We start from the raw sequence: 13,291 nt of genomic DNA, 5'->3' as shown, positions 1-13,291 counted from the left end.
CCGAAACCCGACCCGCGAGGGGGGCCGGTCGGCGCCGGATCAGAGCTGGAGCGTCCGCGGCTTGTAGGCGGGCCGCTCCGTCTCGTAGGCGGCGATGTCGGGCTCGTTCCGGAGCGTGATGGAGATGTCGTCCAGGCCGTTCAGCAGCCGCCAGCGGGAGTTCTCGTCCAGCTCGAAGGGGGCGGTGATGCCCGCGGCGCGTACCTCACGCGCCTCGAGGTCCACGGTGATCTCGGCCGTCGGGTCCTGCTCGGTCAGCTCCCACAGGGCGGCTACGATCTTCTGCTCCAGGACCACGGTGAGCAGGCCGTTCTTCAGCGAGTTGCCCCGGAAGATGTCGGCGAAGCGCGCGGAGATCACGGCCTTGAAGCCGTAGTTCTGCAGCGCCCAGACGGCGTGCTCGCGGGAGGAGCCGGTGCCGAAGTCGGGGCCGGCGACCAGCACCGAGGCGCCCTGCCGCTCGGGGCGGTTGAGGACGAACTCGGGGTCCTTGCGCCAGGCCTCGAACAGCCCGTCCTCGAAGCCGTCGCGGGTGACCTTCTTGAGCCAGTGCGCGGGGATGATCTGGTCGGTGTCGACGTTGCTGCGGCGCAGCGGGACGGCCCGGCCGGTGTGGGTGGTGAAGGCTTCCATGGTTATCGGGCTCCAGCGGGGGCGGGGACGTCGGTCAGGTCGGCCGGGGAGGCCAGGTGGCCCAGGACGGCGGTGGCGGCCGCGACCTGCGGCGACACCAGATGGGTACGTCCGCCCTTGCCCTGCCGGCCCTCGAAGTTGCGGTTGGAGGTGGAGGCCGAGCGCTCACCGGGGGCGAGCTGGTCCGGGTTCATGCCGAGGCACATCGAGCAGCCCGCGTGCCGCCACTCGGCGCCGGCCTCCTTGAAGACCACGTCCAGGCCCTCGGAGACGGCCTGGAGGCCGACCCGCGCGGAGCCGGGGACGACGAGCATCCGTACGCCGTCGGCGACTTTGCGGTCCCGCAGGAGGTCGGCGGCGGCGCGCAGGTCCTCGATGCGGCCGTTGGTGCAGGAGCCTACGAAGACGGTGTCCACCTCGATGGAGCGCAGCGGCTGGCCCGCCTCCAACCCCATGTACTCCAGGGCCTTTTCGGCGGACAGGCGCTCCGATGCGTCTTCGTACGAAGCCGGGTCGGGGACGGACGCCGAAAGCGGTGCGCCCTGGCCGGGGTTGGTGCCCCAGGTGACGAACGGCGACAGCTCGTCGGCGGCGATGACGACCTCGGCGTCGAAGACGGCGTCGTCGTCGGTCCGCAGGGTCTTCCAGTACGCGACGGCCGCGTCCCAGTCGGCGCCCTCCGGGGCGTGCGGGCGGCCCTCGAGGTACGCGAAGGTCGTCTCGTCCGGGGCGATCATGCCCGCGCGGGCGCCGGCCTCGATCGACATGTTGCAGATGGTCATCCGGGCCTCCATCGAGAGCTTCTCGATGGCGGAGCCGCGGTACTCCAGGACGTAGCCCTGGCCGCCGCCCGTACCGATCCGGGCGATGATCGCCAGGATCAGGTCCTTGGCGGTGACACCCTCGGGCAGGTCGCCGTCGACGGTGATCGCCATGGTCTTCGGGCGGGCCATCGGCAGCGTCTGGGTGGCCAGCACGTGCTCCACCTGGGAGGTGCCGATGCCGAACGCCAGCGCGCCGAAGGCACCGTGCGTGGAGGTGTGCGAGTCGCCGCAGACCACGGTGGTGCCGGGCTGGGTCAGACCGAGCTGCGGGCCGACGACGTGCACGACGCCCTGCTCGACGTCGCCCAGCGGGTGCAGGCGCACCCCGAACTCGGCGCAGTTCTTGCGCAGCGTCTCCAGCTGGGCCCGGGAGACCGGGTCGGCGATGGGCTTGTCGATGTCGAGGGTCGGGGTGTTGTGGTCCTCGGTCGCGATGGTGAGGTCGAGGCGGCGGACCCGGCGGCCGTTCTGGCGCAGGCCGTCGAAGGCCTGGGGGCTGGTCACCTCGTGCAGCAGGTGCAGATCGATGTAGAGGAGGTCGGGCTCGCCCTCGGCGCGCCGGACGACGTGGTCGTCCCAGACCTTCTCCGCGAGTGTCCTACCCATCGCTTTCCCTCCGGCCGGCGAACGTCCACCGGCCAAACTAGAGATCTTGAGGAAGCGGCGTTCCCTTTCAGGGCCCTTGACGTCGTGATTCCGGGCGTCCACCGCCGGGCCCGTTGGTTCGCGGGCCGCTGTGTGCTTCCAGGGTGGCGCGTTCCACGGAAAATTGAACTTGCGTTTCACAGAGTGAGACGTGAGTATCGTTGCATGGACAACAGTAGCGGCGTCGGCGTTCTGGACAAGGCGGCCCTCGTCCTGAGCGCTCTGGAGTCCGGTCCGGCCACCCTCGCGGGTCTGGTCGGCGCCACCGGACTGGCACGACCCACGGCCCACCGCCTGGCCGTGGCCCTGGAACACCACCGCATGGTGGCACGCGACATGCAGGGCCGTTTCATCCTCGGCCCGCGCCTCGCGGAGCTCGCGGCGGCGGCGGGCGAGGACCGCCTGCTCGCGACGGCGGGCCCCGTGCTCACCCACCTCCGCGACGTCACCGGCGAGAGCGCGCAGCTCTACCGGCGCCAGGGTGACATGCGGATCTGCGTGGCCGCGGCGGAACGCCTGTCCGGCCTGCGGGACACGGTCCCGGTCGGCTCCACGCTGACGATGAAGGCGGGCTCCTCGGCGCAGATCCTGCTCGCCTGGGAGGAGCCCGAGCGCCTGCACCGCGGTCTCCAGGGCGCCCGCTTCACGGCGACGGCCCTGTCCGGGGTGCGGCGGCGCGGCTGGGCCCAGTCCATCGGCGAGCGCGAGCCGGGCGTCGCGTCCGTCTCCGCGCCCGTACGCGGCCCCTCCAACCGCGTGGTGGCCGCCGTGTCCGTCTCGGGCCCGATCGAGCGCCTGACCCGTCACCCCGGCCGCATGCACGCCCAGGCGGTCATCGACGCGGCGGCCCGTCTCTCGGAGGCCCTGCGCCGCTCGGGCTGAGGCCCACGGCGGTCCCGCCGGAACACGGTCAGCCCCAACGCCGCGGCACCGTGGTCCGGCAGGACCGGTCCGGGCCCGTCCGCGCCCTCGGCGCCGCGCCACCGCGCCGGGGGCCGCCTCACCCCTCTCGCCGAGGACGCAGGACGGAGGCGGTGTCGTCGACGCGGCCGGAGCCGCCGCCGTGCGTCGAGCCCCGCGCCCCGCATCCGCGAGCGGCGGTCCGCGCGGCACCCGGCACCGCGGCCGCCACCCGCCCCGCGGCCGTCATGCGGTCCCGTCCGCGCGGCCGTCGGCCGTCCCGCCCCTGCCCGTCCGGTGCGCGAAGCGCTCCGCGGCGGAGCGGCCCCGGCGCTCCAGCGGCACCTGGCCGTGCGCGGCGGCGAGACCGAAGGGCGGCATGTCCGCGTAGATCGCCTCGTAGGAACCCTCGGGCACCACGTACGTCTCGTGCCAGATCCCGACCCGCCCGCGCAGCCTGCCGGCGCGCTCCTTGCGGTTGACCGCGGCCCACGCCGTGCGGTGGAAGGCGTCCGGGGCGGCCGCGTAGGCGTAGAGCTTCTCCTTGGACTCCCAGTACTGGACGACGTAGTAGGTGCGCGGCGACGCCGTCAGCAGCACCTTGGCGCGCAGCCCGCGTCCGGGGTCCTTCTCCAGCTCCCGCAGCATGCGCAGCATCGCGAGCATGACCGGCAGCCACAGGTGCACCGCCCGGAAGCGGTTGACGCGCATGCCGATCAGCAGGACGACGACCTCGCCCCGCGCGTCGGCGGTCGTTCGGGACACCATGGGTTCCCCCTCATCGGTGAGCGGCGCTATCCAACGTCCTCTGCTTGGATAGTGCCGTTATCCGAGGAGGCGCGCAAGGGATGCGGCTGGCCGAACTGAGCGAGCGCAGCGGTGTGTCCACCGCGACGATCAAGTACTACCTGCGCGAGGGGCTGCTGCCGCCGGGCCGCCAGGTGAACGCCACGACGGCGGAGTACGACGAGGAGCACCTGCGGCGGCTGCGGCTGGTGCGGGCGATGATCCAGGTGGGCCGGCTGCCGGTGGCGAAGGTGCGCGAGGTGCTCGGGCACGTGGACGACGAATCCCTGGGGCGCTCGATCCGCCTGGGCGCGGCGCTGTGGGCGCTGCCGCAGGTAGCCGAGCCGGACGAGGACGACGTGTACGTCCGGGCCGCGCACCGGGAGGCCGCCGCGCTCCTGGACCGGCTCGGCTGGGGGCACGCCAGGCAGCTCACGTCCCTCTCCCCCGCGTACCGCTCGCTGGTGGTGGCGGTGGCCGCGTTCCGCCGGCTCGGCTACGACTGGGGGGCCGAACAGCTCGCGCCGTACGCCGAGTTGATGCACCGGACGGCCGCCCTGGACCTGGACAACATGGAGGCGCACGCCTCGGAGGCGGAGCGGATCGAGTTCGCCGTCCTGGGGGCGATCCTCAACGAGCCGCTGCTCCAGGCGCTGCACCGGCTGGCCCAGGAGGAGGAGTCGGCGCGGCGGTACGGCTTCGAGTGAGCGCCGCCGGGCACGACGAAGGCCCCCCGCCGAAGCGGAGGGCCTTCTCGATGTACCCCCGACCGGATTCGAACCGGCGCTACCGCCTTGAGAGGGCGGCGTGCTAGGCCGCTACACAACGGGGGCCTGGACACTGCGTTTCCGCAGGCCCGAGCTGGTCTACCTGGACTCGAACCAAGACTAACTGAACCAGAATCAGTCGTGCTGCCAATTACACCATAGACCAATGATGGTTTAGACCAGTCAGTACCCCCGACCGGATTCGAACCGGCGCTACCGCCTTGAGAGGGCGGCGTGCTAGGCCGCTACACAACGGGGGCCCTAGCGATCCCGACAAGATCGGAATCAGTACCCCCGACCGGATTCGAACCGGCGCTACCGCCTTGAGAGGGCGGCGTGCTAGGCCGCTACACAACGGGGGCTTTGCAGATAAGCTCTGCGAGCTGGCCTACCTGGACTCGAACCAAGACTAACTGAACCAGAATCAGTCGTGCTGCCAATTACACCATAGGCCACTGGAACTCAAGCCCTCGCGGGGTTCTCGTTCTAGTCTGCTCCTCCGGGTTCCGGCCTTTCGGCCCGCTCCCCTCGGCGCAGGAAGAACATTACCCGAAGGTGGACGGGGCTCCAAAACGGGTATCCGCGCGGACGAGCGCCGGGAGTTCGGCGAGGGTGGAGATCCGGTGCGCCGCGGCGGTCTCCACGGCCCCTTCCACCGCCCGGACCCGGGCCGTGCCGCGGTCGATCCAGACCGACAGCAGCCCGGCCTCGGCGGCGCCCCGCCCGTCGATCTCGGGGTGGTCCCCGACGTACGCCACCTCGTGCGGGGGCAGCCCCAGCGCGTCGCAGACCGCCAGGAACGCGCCCGCCGCCGGCTTGGAGACGCCCAGCTCGGCGGCGCACAGGACCGCCTCGAAGCGGTCGAGCAGGCCGAGGGTGCGCAGCTTGCGCTCCTGCACGCGGATGCTGGAGTTGGACAGCACCGCGTGCCGGTGGCTGGCGGCGAGGGCCTCCAGGACGGGCAGGACGTCCGGGAAGAGGCTCCAGGCGGCCTCGTAGTGGACCAGGTAGCGGTCGAACCACGCGTCGGCCTCGGCGTCGGACAGCTCCCGGCCCGCGAAGATCCGGACGCGGTCGCGGCGCTGGGTGACGAAGTCCACCTCGCCGGCCGCGAACCGGGCCCACTGCGCGTCGGTGATCTCCCGCCAGCGCAGCAGTGCCTCCTCCACGCCGTCGTACGCGTCGAGGAGTGCCTCCGCCGCGAGGTGGGCGCGCATGCCCTCCCGGTCGGCGGTCGTGTAGTCGAAGAGGGTGTCGTCGACGTCCCAGACCACGGCTCTGATCGTCATGGCCCCGACGGTACCGCCGGACGGCTGGCACACTGAAGGCCATGAACGAGTACCGCGTCCAGTTCACCGTCGAGGCCCGCGCGACCTACGAAGCCCTGCCGGCCGAGCGCCGTGCCCAGCTCGACCGGGCCGTGCGGATACTGGCTCGCGACCCGTTCCGGAAGAACGCGACCGCCCAGCTCGGACCGGACGAGAACCTGCGCAAGGCCTACGTCGCCCCCGGCGTGGTGCTGGAGTACATGGTGGCGGGCGCGATCATGGTCGTCGTCGTGCTGGAGATCTTCGACGAGAGCGCCTATCTGATCGACGAGGCCGACGCGCGGTGACCGGACACGCGTGAGGGGCGGCGCCCGGGTCCCGCGGGTGCCGCCCCTCGTGTCCGGGCCGGTCAGGCGCTCAGCCGGGCCAGCGCCGCGTCGATCCGGGCCAGGGTCCGCTCCTTGCCCAGGACCTCCAGGGACTCGAAGAGGGGCAGGCCGACCGTGCGTCCGGTGACGGCGACGCGGACCGGGGCCTGGGCCTTGCCGAGCTTGAGGCCGTGCGCCTCGCCGGCGGCCAGGACGGCGTCCTTCAGGGACTCGGCCGAGGTCCAGTCGGCCGCCTCCAGCTTCTCCCGGGCCGTGCGCAGCAACGCGTCGGAGCCCTCCTTCATCGCCTTGGCCCAGGAGGCCTCGTCGAAGACCGGCTCGGCGAGGAACAGGAAGTCGACGTTGTCGGTGATCTCGGAGAGGACCTTCAGACGGGTCTGGGCGTGCGGGGCGATCGCGTCCCACTTCGCCGCGTCGAAGTCCTCCGGCGCCCAGGGGGCGAACGGCGCCTGGAGCCACGGGCGGCAGCGCTCGGCGAACTCCTTCACGTCCAGCAGGCGGATGTGGTCGGCGTTGATCGCCTCGCACTTCTTCAGGTCGAAGCGCGCCGGGTTGGGGTTCACGTCGGCGATGTCGAAGGCCGCGACCATCTCGTCGATCGTGAAGATGTCCTGGTCCGCGGAGAGCGACCAGCCCAGCAGGGACAGGTAGTTGAGCAGTCCCTCGGGCAGGAAGCCCCGCTCGCGGTAGAGGTTGAGGGAGGACTGCGGGTCGCGCTTGGAGAGCTTCTTGTTGCCCTCGCCCATGACGTACGGCAGGTGGCCGAAGGCCGGGGTCTGCTTGGCGATGCCCAGCTCCGTCAGCGCCTTGTACAGGGCGACCTGGCGCGGGGTGGAGGAGAGCAGGTCCTCGCCGCGCAGGACGTGGGTGATCTCCATCAGTGCGTCGTCGACCGGGTTGACCAGCGTGTACAGCGGGGCGCCGTTCGCGCGGACGATGCCGTAGTCCGGCACGTTCTCCGGCGTGAAGGTCAGCTCACCGCGGACCAGGTCGGTGAAGGTGATCGTCTCGTCCGGCATGCGGAAGCGGACGATCGGGGCGCGGCCCTGGGCCCGGTACTCCTCGACCTGCCCGGCGGTCAGGTCGCGGCAGTGGCCGTCGTAGCCGGAGGGCCTGCCGGCGGCGCGGGCGGCCTCGCGGCGGGTGTCCAGCTCCTCCTGGGAGCAGTAGCAGTGGTAGGCGTACCCGCCGTCCAGCAGCTTGCGGGCCACGTCCGCGTAGATGTCCATGCGCTGCGACTGGCGGTACGGCGCGTGCGGGCCGCCGACCTCGGGGCCCTCGTCCCAGTCGAAGCCGAGCCAGCGCATCGCGTCGAGGAGCTGGTCGTACGACTCCTCCGAGTCGCGGGCCGCGTCGGTGTCCTCGATGCGGAAGACCAGGGTGCCCTGGTGGTGCCGGGCGAACGCCCAGTTGAACAGGGCGGTGCGGACCAGGCCCACGTGGGGGTTACCGGTGGGCGAGGGGCAGAAACGGACGCGTACGGGGGAGCCGGGTGCGCTAGCCACGCTTGACAACCTTGTTGGTGAGAGTGCCGATGCCTTCGATGGTGACGGCGACCTCGTCGCCGACGTGCAGGGGGCCGACCCCCGCGGGGGTGCCGGTGAGGACGACGTCGCCGGGCAGCAGCGTCATGGCCTCGGAGATGTTGACGATCAGGTCCTCGATCGGGTGGATCATCTCGCTCGTGCGGCCGAGCTGGCGCTGTTCGCCGTTGACCGTGAGCTGGACGGTCAGGTCGTTCGCCCGGGCCAGGTCCAGGTCCGTCTCCACCCAGGGGCCGAGCGGGCAGGACGTGTCGAAGCCCTTGGCCCGCGCCCACTGCTTCTCGCGCCGCTGCACGTCGCGGGCGGTGACGTCGACGGCGCAGGTGTAGCCGAAGATCACGTCCTTGACGCGGTCGCGCGGGACCTCGCGGCACATGCGGCCGATGACGACGGCCAGCTCGGCCTCGTGGTGCAGTTCCTCGGTGAAGGAGGGGTACTGGATGGCGTCGCCGGGGCCGATCACGGAGGTGGACGGCTTGAAGAAGGCGAAGGGCGCCTCGGGCACCTCGTGGCCCAGCTCGCGCGCGTGGTCGGCGTAGTTGCGGCCGAACGCCACGATCTTGTTGGGCAGCACCGGCGGGAGCAGCCTGACCTTGCCCAGCGGCACCTTGGTCCCGGACAGCTCGAAGTCCGCGAACGGGATGCCCTTGATGATGTCGAGGACGAGTTCGTCCTGCTCGTCGCCCTCGACCGCGCCGAAGGCTACGTTCCCGTCGATGGAGAACCTGGCGATGCGCACGGGATGCTCGCGCCCCTCACTGAGAACCGGCGTACTGACGCCCCAGGTTATCGGAGGCCGGTGAACTCATGCGCTCGCGGGGGCGTCGCCGCAGGTCAAGGGCGGGTCACCGACACGGGTCGGGCAGCGCCGCCGGGGCGCCCGGAGCGCGCCGGGCGGCACCGGTCCCGCGGAGAAGACGAGGGCGCGGCCGCGGGGATCCGTCCGATCCCCGCGGCCGCGCCCGGTGCGTCACGTCGGTCACTCGGCGATCGCGGCACCCGCGCCGGCCGGGACGTCCATCAGGATGGTGCGCCGGGGGTTGGCGGTCTGGGCGGGGAGGTCGACGGCGTGCTCCGGCAGCTCGGGCGTGTGCAGCTCGCCGGCGTCGTCGAGGTGCGCCAGGGTCGTGCGTCGCGGGTTGGCTATCTTGCGGAACATCATCGTCGTCTTCACCGTTGTCGTCCTGTGGCCTCTGGTCGGGTGGGTGGACAGAGCTGTCCCTGCTGTAAAGCGTCAGGCTAAACATCCGATTCCCCGACGAAGCCGCCAACTGCCCAGGAGAAGCGTGTGAGTTTGCTCACGACGTCGCGGGCAAAGCGGTCAATTCCGGCCGACAACACGCCGCGGTGAAACGGACATTGACCCCCTGAAGCCACCATTCCGCTCCTGATCATGGCGACTGGGACACCTGGTGCCGGGCGACGACGTGCAGAGATACGCCCGGTATCGCCCGAATCGACTACCACCAGCGGTAATCCGCCACTCACACCCCGTCACGTAAGTCACAGCTCGGCTCACTGCCCTTGTTGGAGATCCTGCACTGTGCTGGAATTCCACGGAACCGCCGCAGGATCGAGCCGGCGCGCAGGGGGCGCACACAGCGCCGGGCGGCGGCGAGACAGGGGGAACCAGCGCCGGTCACTCAAGACCACCGGGGGGCGTATTCAGGGCGCTCTCCAAACGCCGACACCGTGTCCCCACCGCTCACGCGGAGGGACGCCTGGTCCAGAGGTTGCGACGCTAGTGCAGGGACGTTTCAAGAGGGATGGCAGCGCTTCGGCGGAGCCGGAGCCGCACGGCGGGACTGGCCCGATGGCCGTCAGCTCCTCGCCCCAGCACGCCCAGACCCCGGGTCCGGCGCCGGCCGGGGACGGCGGTGAGCGCGGCGGGCGTCCCGGCGCCCCGGCCCCCTCCGCCGCCGCGGCGGCGCCCTCGGGCACCCCCAAGCCGTCGGCGAAGTCCGCCCAGGGACCGGGCGACGCCGGCACGCGGCTGCACCTGCGCAACTGGCGCATCTCCACCCGTCTGGTGTCGCTGCTCGCGCTGCCCGTGGTCGCGGCGACCACGCTGGGCGCGCTGCGCATCAACCAGAACATGGACGACATCCAGCAGCTCGACAACATGAAGCTGCTGACGGAGATGACCAAGCAGGCCACCGAGCTGGCCATGGCCCTCCAGGACGAGCGCGACCAGTCGGCCGGGCCCCTCGCGCACGGCGGGCTGAAGGCGAACGACTACCAGATCAAGGCCTACCAGCAGAAGAGCGACCGGGCCCGCGACCAGTTCCTCGACGCCTCCGAGCAGATCGACGCGGCCAGCAAGGACGGCAACCTCCAGGGCGTGCGCGACGCCCTCGTCGGCCTCGCCAACCAGCTCGACGACCTGGCCAGGATCCGGCAGAAGGCCTACGGGGCGAAGGACAACGCCTCCCAGACGGTCGAGTCCTACCACCGGCTCATCACCCAGCTGATCGGCCTCTCCCAGGACATGGCCGAGGCGTCCAGCAACCCGGAGATGATCTCGCGCACGCGCGCCCTGGCGGCCTTCTCCACCGCCAAGGAGTACGCGTCCGTGCAGCGCGCCATGATCGCGGCCGCGCTGCCCGCGACCACCGACAAGAAGGGCGACCTCGCCGAGAACGACCGCCTCTACGGCCAGTCGGCGTACGAGAGCGAGAACTCCGAGCTGGCGATCTTCCGCAAGATCTACGCGGACCAGAACGCCGAGGAACTCCTCAAGCCGATCGACGAGGGCAACCCGACGATCGAGTCCGCGGACACCTACGCCAAGCGGTCCTTCGAGTCCCCGGACGGCCTCCAGCAGCTCCCGGCGCGGTCCTACAAGGACTGGGTGGACGACAGCTCGACCAAGATCGAGCAGATGAAGAAGATCGAGCACACGCTGCTCGAGGAGATGGAGCAGAAGGCCCGCGAGCTGAAGAGCGCCACCCAGCGGGACGCCATCATCTCCGGTGCGCTGATCCTGCTCGTGCTCGGTGTCTCGCTGGTCGGCGCGTTCGTCGTCGCCCGGTCCATGATCCGCTCGCTGCGCCGGCTCCAGGAGACCGCGACCAAGGTCGCCCAGGACCGCCTGCCCGAGCTGGTCAAGCAGCTCTCGGAGGCGGACCCGCAGGACGTCGACACCTCCGTGGAGTCCGTCGGTGTGCACTCCCGGGACGAGATCGGCCAGGTGGCCGCGGCCTTCGACGACGTGCACCGCGAGGCGGTCCGCCTCGCCGCCGAGCAGGCCCTGCTGCGGGGCAACGTCAACGCGATGTTCACCAACCTCTCGCGCCGCTCCCAGGGCCTGATCCAGCGCCAGCTCTCGCTGATCTCCGAACTGGAGTCCCGCGAGGCCGACCCCGACCAGCTCTCCTCGCTGTTCAAGCTCGACCACCTCGCCACCCGTATGCGCCGAAACGGCGAGAACCTCCTCGTCCTCGCCGGCGAGGAGCCCGGCCGCCGCTGGACCCGCCCGGTCCCGCTGGTCGACGTGCTCCGCGCCGCCGCCTCCGAGGTGGAGCAGTACGAGCGCATCGAGCTGGCCTCCGTGCCGACGACCGAGGTCGCCGGCCGCGTCGTCAACGACCTCGTGCACCTGCTCGCCGAGCTGCTGGAGAACGCCACCTCGTTCTCCTCCCCGCAGACCAAGGTCAAGGTCACCGGTCACGCGCTGCCCGACGGGCGGGTGCTGATCGAGATCCACGACACCGGCATCGGCCTCTCCCCCGAGGACCTCGCGGCGATCAACGAGCGGCTGGCCTCGCCGCCCACCGTGGACGTCTCCGTCTCCCGCCGCATGGGCCTCTTCGTGGTCGGCCGCCTGTCGCAGCGGCACGGCATCCGCATCCAGCTCCGCCCGTCCGACTCCGGCGGCACGACCGCGCTGGTCATGCTGCCCGTGGACGTCGCCCAGGGCGGCAAGAAGCCCGTTCCCGGCAAGCCCGGTGCGCCCTCGACCGGCGGTCCCGCCGCCGCGCAGGCCGCCGCCGGTGCCGCCGCGGCCAGGCGCCAGAACGGCAACGGCGGCGGTGCCCCGGCCGGTGGCGGACTGCTCGGCTCCGGTCCGGGCCCGCGCGGCCAGGTCGGCACCGGCCAGGGCGGCCGTCCGGGCGCCCCGGGCGGCGGGCGCGGTCCCCAGGGCCGTCCCGGTTCCCCGCAGCAGGGCCGGCCGGTGCCCGCCGGTTCCGGCGCGGGCGGCTTCGGCGGGCAGGCGCCGGGTGGCCCGCAGGGGCTCCAGGACGCCGACCCGAACGGGCCACAGCAGGACTTCTTCGCCGGCCGCGGCCAGCGCCGCGCCGGTGCTCCCGCGGACCAGGGCCGCCGGCCCCAGCTCCCGCCGCGCGGCGGGCCGCGGGCCGAACTGCCCGGCGGCGACGGCCAGTCGCGCACCCCCGGCTGGGGCGACGCGCAGGGCCCACTCTCCCGTGCCTCGCTGGACGCCCCGCGCGGCCACGACGAGCAGGACCCGCAGACCTCGCGCATGCCGCGCGTGGACGACCGCCAGGGTCCCGGCGCGACCGCGGAGATGCCCCGGATCGACGCCCAGGACCCGACGGCGACGGGCGCGTTCCAGCGTCCCGAGCTACCCGGCTCCGGCGGTTCCGCTCCGCACCCGGGCCAGTTCGCCCGCCCCGACGACCTCCGGCAGACGGGCCGCTTCCCGCACCCCGACGCCCCCCAGCAGCCCGGGCACTTCGACGCCCCGGGCACCCAGCAGGACTCGGGCGCCTTCGTCCGCTCCGACGTGTTCGGCACGCCGGGCGCCGGGCGCCCGGACCACGACGTGCAGCAGCACACGGGCCAGTTCCCGGCCCCGCAGGCGTACGACGGCGGCTACGAGGGCGGTTGGGACGCCGGCTCCACCGGTCAGCACGCGCTGCCCGGCCGCCAGAACCCCGGCCACCCCGGGCAGTTCGAGCGTCCGCAGCCGGCCGGCCCCGACGAGTTCGGCGCCCCGCGCCGGCCGGCCCCGCAGGCCCCGGCCCCCCAGCAGCGTCCGGTCCACTCCGAGCTCGACGACGGGGGCGCCGCGCAGCGGCCCGCCGACGGCCGGGGACCGGGCGAGGGATGGGCGCTGCCGCCGGCCAGCGGTCCGGGCGACGGCCGTACCCCGCTGTACGACACGCTGGAGACCAACTGGTTCCACGGCCAGCAGCAGGAGGGCGCGAACGCGTCCCAGCAGCAGCCGCAGCAGCCACAGGGCCCCGGACAGCAGCAGCGTCCCGGGCCGAACACAGGTTCCTGGCGCACCTCGCCGAACGACGAACTCGTCCGGCAGGCCGAACGCGTCAGGCAGCCCGCCGCAGGCGGGATCACCACCTCCGGTCTGCCGCGCCGGGTCCCCCGGGCGAACCTCGTACCCGGCACGGCACAGCAGCAACAGCACCAAGCCGGTCCGCAGGTCTCGCGTGCGCCTGACGACGTACGCGGACGGCTGACCAATCTTCGTCGGGGCATCGCTCAGGGCCGTCAGGCCGGCAGCGGCCAGACCGGCAGCTTCCCGAGCCCCACTCACCAGCAGGAGCGTTAGTT

At 72.2% G+C, this 13,291-nt stretch carries 11 protein-coding genes and 5 tRNA genes; 4 read left to right on the top strand and 12 right to left on the bottom strand.

Annotated features, from left to right (window positions below; genetic code table 11):
- Positions 1-39: 39 nt before the first annotated feature.
- Positions 40-633 carry a 3-isopropylmalate dehydratase small subunit gene (gene leuD / locus ACZ4K2_RS06195; protein ID WP_467474247.1) on the bottom strand — a complete coding sequence of 198 codons (594 nt, stop codon included), beginning with the start codon at positions 631-633 and terminating at the stop codon, positions 40-42.
- A 2-nt stretch (positions 634-635) separates the two neighbouring features.
- A complete protein-coding gene (gene leuC, locus ACZ4K2_RS06190) occupies positions 636-2,063 on the bottom strand; it encodes a 3-isopropylmalate dehydratase large subunit (RefSeq protein WP_467474245.1) in 1,428 nt (475 codons plus the stop codon).
- Positions 2,064-2,267: 204 nt separating this feature from the next.
- Here leuC and ndgR point away from each other — a divergent pair, with 204 nt between their 5' ends.
- Positions 2,268-2,984 (top strand): IclR family transcriptional regulator NdgR, encoded by a 717-nt coding sequence (gene ndgR / locus ACZ4K2_RS06185; protein WP_023546516.1) that lies wholly within the window; start codon positions 2,268-2,270, stop codon positions 2,982-2,984.
- Positions 2,985-3,248: 264 nt separating this feature from the next.
- Here the strand turns inward: ndgR and ACZ4K2_RS06180 are convergent, their stop codons facing one another.
- On the bottom strand, positions 3,249-3,770 hold the full coding sequence (locus ACZ4K2_RS06180) for a DUF4188 domain-containing protein (RefSeq protein WP_467474243.1): 522 nt from the start codon (positions 3,768-3,770) through the stop codon (positions 3,249-3,251).
- An 80-nt stretch (positions 3,771-3,850) separates the two neighbouring features.
- Here ACZ4K2_RS06180 and ACZ4K2_RS06175 point away from each other — a divergent pair, with 80 nt between their 5' ends.
- Positions 3,851-4,495 (top strand): MerR family transcriptional regulator, encoded by a 645-nt coding sequence (locus tag ACZ4K2_RS06175; protein WP_467474242.1) that lies wholly within the window; start codon positions 3,851-3,853, stop codon positions 4,493-4,495.
- Positions 4,496-4,548: 53 nt separating this feature from the next.
- Here ACZ4K2_RS06175 and ACZ4K2_RS06170 read toward each other — a convergent pair.
- The 6 genes from ACZ4K2_RS06170 to ACZ4K2_RS06145 all read right to left on the bottom strand — a co-directional run bounded on the left by ACZ4K2_RS06170 (position 4,549) and on the right by ACZ4K2_RS06145 (position 5,844).
- Positions 4,549-4,621: transfer RNA gene (locus ACZ4K2_RS06170), tRNA-Glu, on the bottom strand.
- 28 nt (positions 4,622-4,649) lie between these two features.
- A tRNA-Gln gene (locus ACZ4K2_RS06165) sits at positions 4,650-4,721 on the bottom strand.
- A 21-nt stretch (positions 4,722-4,742) separates the two neighbouring features.
- Positions 4,743-4,815 (bottom strand) — tRNA-Glu (locus ACZ4K2_RS06160).
- Positions 4,816-4,844: 29 nt separating this feature from the next.
- A tRNA-Glu gene (locus ACZ4K2_RS06155) sits at positions 4,845-4,917 on the bottom strand.
- 21 nt (positions 4,918-4,938) lie between these two features.
- Positions 4,939-5,010: transfer RNA gene (locus ACZ4K2_RS06150), tRNA-Gln, on the bottom strand.
- A gap of 90 nt (positions 5,011-5,100) precedes the next feature.
- Entirely contained in the window at positions 5,101-5,844 is a 744-nt protein-coding gene (locus tag ACZ4K2_RS06145) for an HAD family hydrolase (protein WP_467474240.1), read from the bottom strand.
- Positions 5,845-5,885: 41 nt separating this feature from the next.
- On the opposite strand from ACZ4K2_RS06145, the gene ACZ4K2_RS06140 reads away from it, so the two are divergent.
- Entirely contained in the window at positions 5,886-6,170 is a 285-nt protein-coding gene (locus ACZ4K2_RS06140; protein ID WP_467474238.1) for a type II toxin-antitoxin system RelE family toxin, read from the top strand.
- 62 nt (positions 6,171-6,232) lie between these two features.
- On the opposite strand, the gene gltX is transcribed toward ACZ4K2_RS06140, so the two are convergent.
- From gltX to ACZ4K2_RS06125, 3 genes are all read right to left on the bottom strand, one after another.
- Positions 6,233-7,717 carry a glutamate--tRNA ligase gene (gene gltX, locus ACZ4K2_RS06135; RefSeq protein ID WP_467474237.1) on the bottom strand — a complete coding sequence of 495 codons (1,485 nt, stop codon included), beginning with the start codon at positions 7,715-7,717 and terminating at the stop codon, positions 6,233-6,235.
- Positions 7,710-8,495, bottom strand: coding sequence for a fumarylacetoacetate hydrolase family protein (locus ACZ4K2_RS06130; protein ID WP_467474235.1), 786 nt, complete (start codon positions 8,493-8,495; stop codon positions 7,710-7,712). Before ACZ4K2_RS06130 ends, gltX begins: the two co-directional genes overlap by 8 nt.
- 240 nt (positions 8,496-8,735) lie before the next feature.
- On the bottom strand, positions 8,736-8,930 hold the full coding sequence (locus ACZ4K2_RS06125; RefSeq protein ID WP_467474233.1) for a hypothetical protein: 195 nt from the start codon (positions 8,928-8,930) through the stop codon (positions 8,736-8,738).
- 570 nt (positions 8,931-9,500) lie between these two features.
- Here ACZ4K2_RS06125 and ACZ4K2_RS06120 point away from each other — a divergent pair.
- Positions 9,501-13,289, top strand: a complete 3,789-nt coding sequence (locus tag ACZ4K2_RS06120) for a sensor histidine kinase (protein ID WP_467474231.1) — start codon at positions 9,501-9,503, stop codon at positions 13,287-13,289.
- The last annotated feature ends 2 nt before the right edge of the window (positions 13,290-13,291 follow it).

Source organism: Streptomyces sp. NPDC025833 (genome assembly GCF_055558055.1).
Note: the sequence above shows the minus strand (reverse complement) of the source record. Positions and strands in the feature narration are given on the sequence as shown.

Bases quoted from the DNA above. Each gene is read 5' to 3' on its own strand.
- ACZ4K2_RS06175 (WP_467474242.1), top strand. From the start codon at position 3,851: ATGCGGCTGGCCGAACTGAGCGAGCGCAGCGGTGTGTCCACCGCGACG.
- ACZ4K2_RS06145 (WP_467474240.1), bottom strand. From the start codon at position 5,844: ATGACGATCAGAGCCGTGGTCTGGGACGTCGACGACACCCTCTTCGAC.
- ndgR (WP_023546516.1), top strand. From the start codon at position 2,268: ATGGACAACAGTAGCGGCGTCGGCGTTCTGGACAAGGCGGCCCTCGTC.
- leuD (WP_467474247.1), bottom strand. From the start codon at position 633: ATGGAAGCCTTCACCACCCACACCGGCCGGGCCGTCCCGCTGCGCCGC.
- ACZ4K2_RS06140 (WP_467474238.1), top strand. From the start codon at position 5,886: ATGAACGAGTACCGCGTCCAGTTCACCGTCGAGGCCCGCGCGACCTAC.
- ACZ4K2_RS06180 (WP_467474243.1), bottom strand. From the start codon at position 3,770: ATGGTGTCCCGAACGACCGCCGACGCGCGGGGCGAGGTCGTCGTCCTG.
- leuC (WP_467474245.1), bottom strand. From the start codon at position 2,063: ATGGGTAGGACACTCGCGGAGAAGGTCTGGGACGACCACGTCGTCCGG.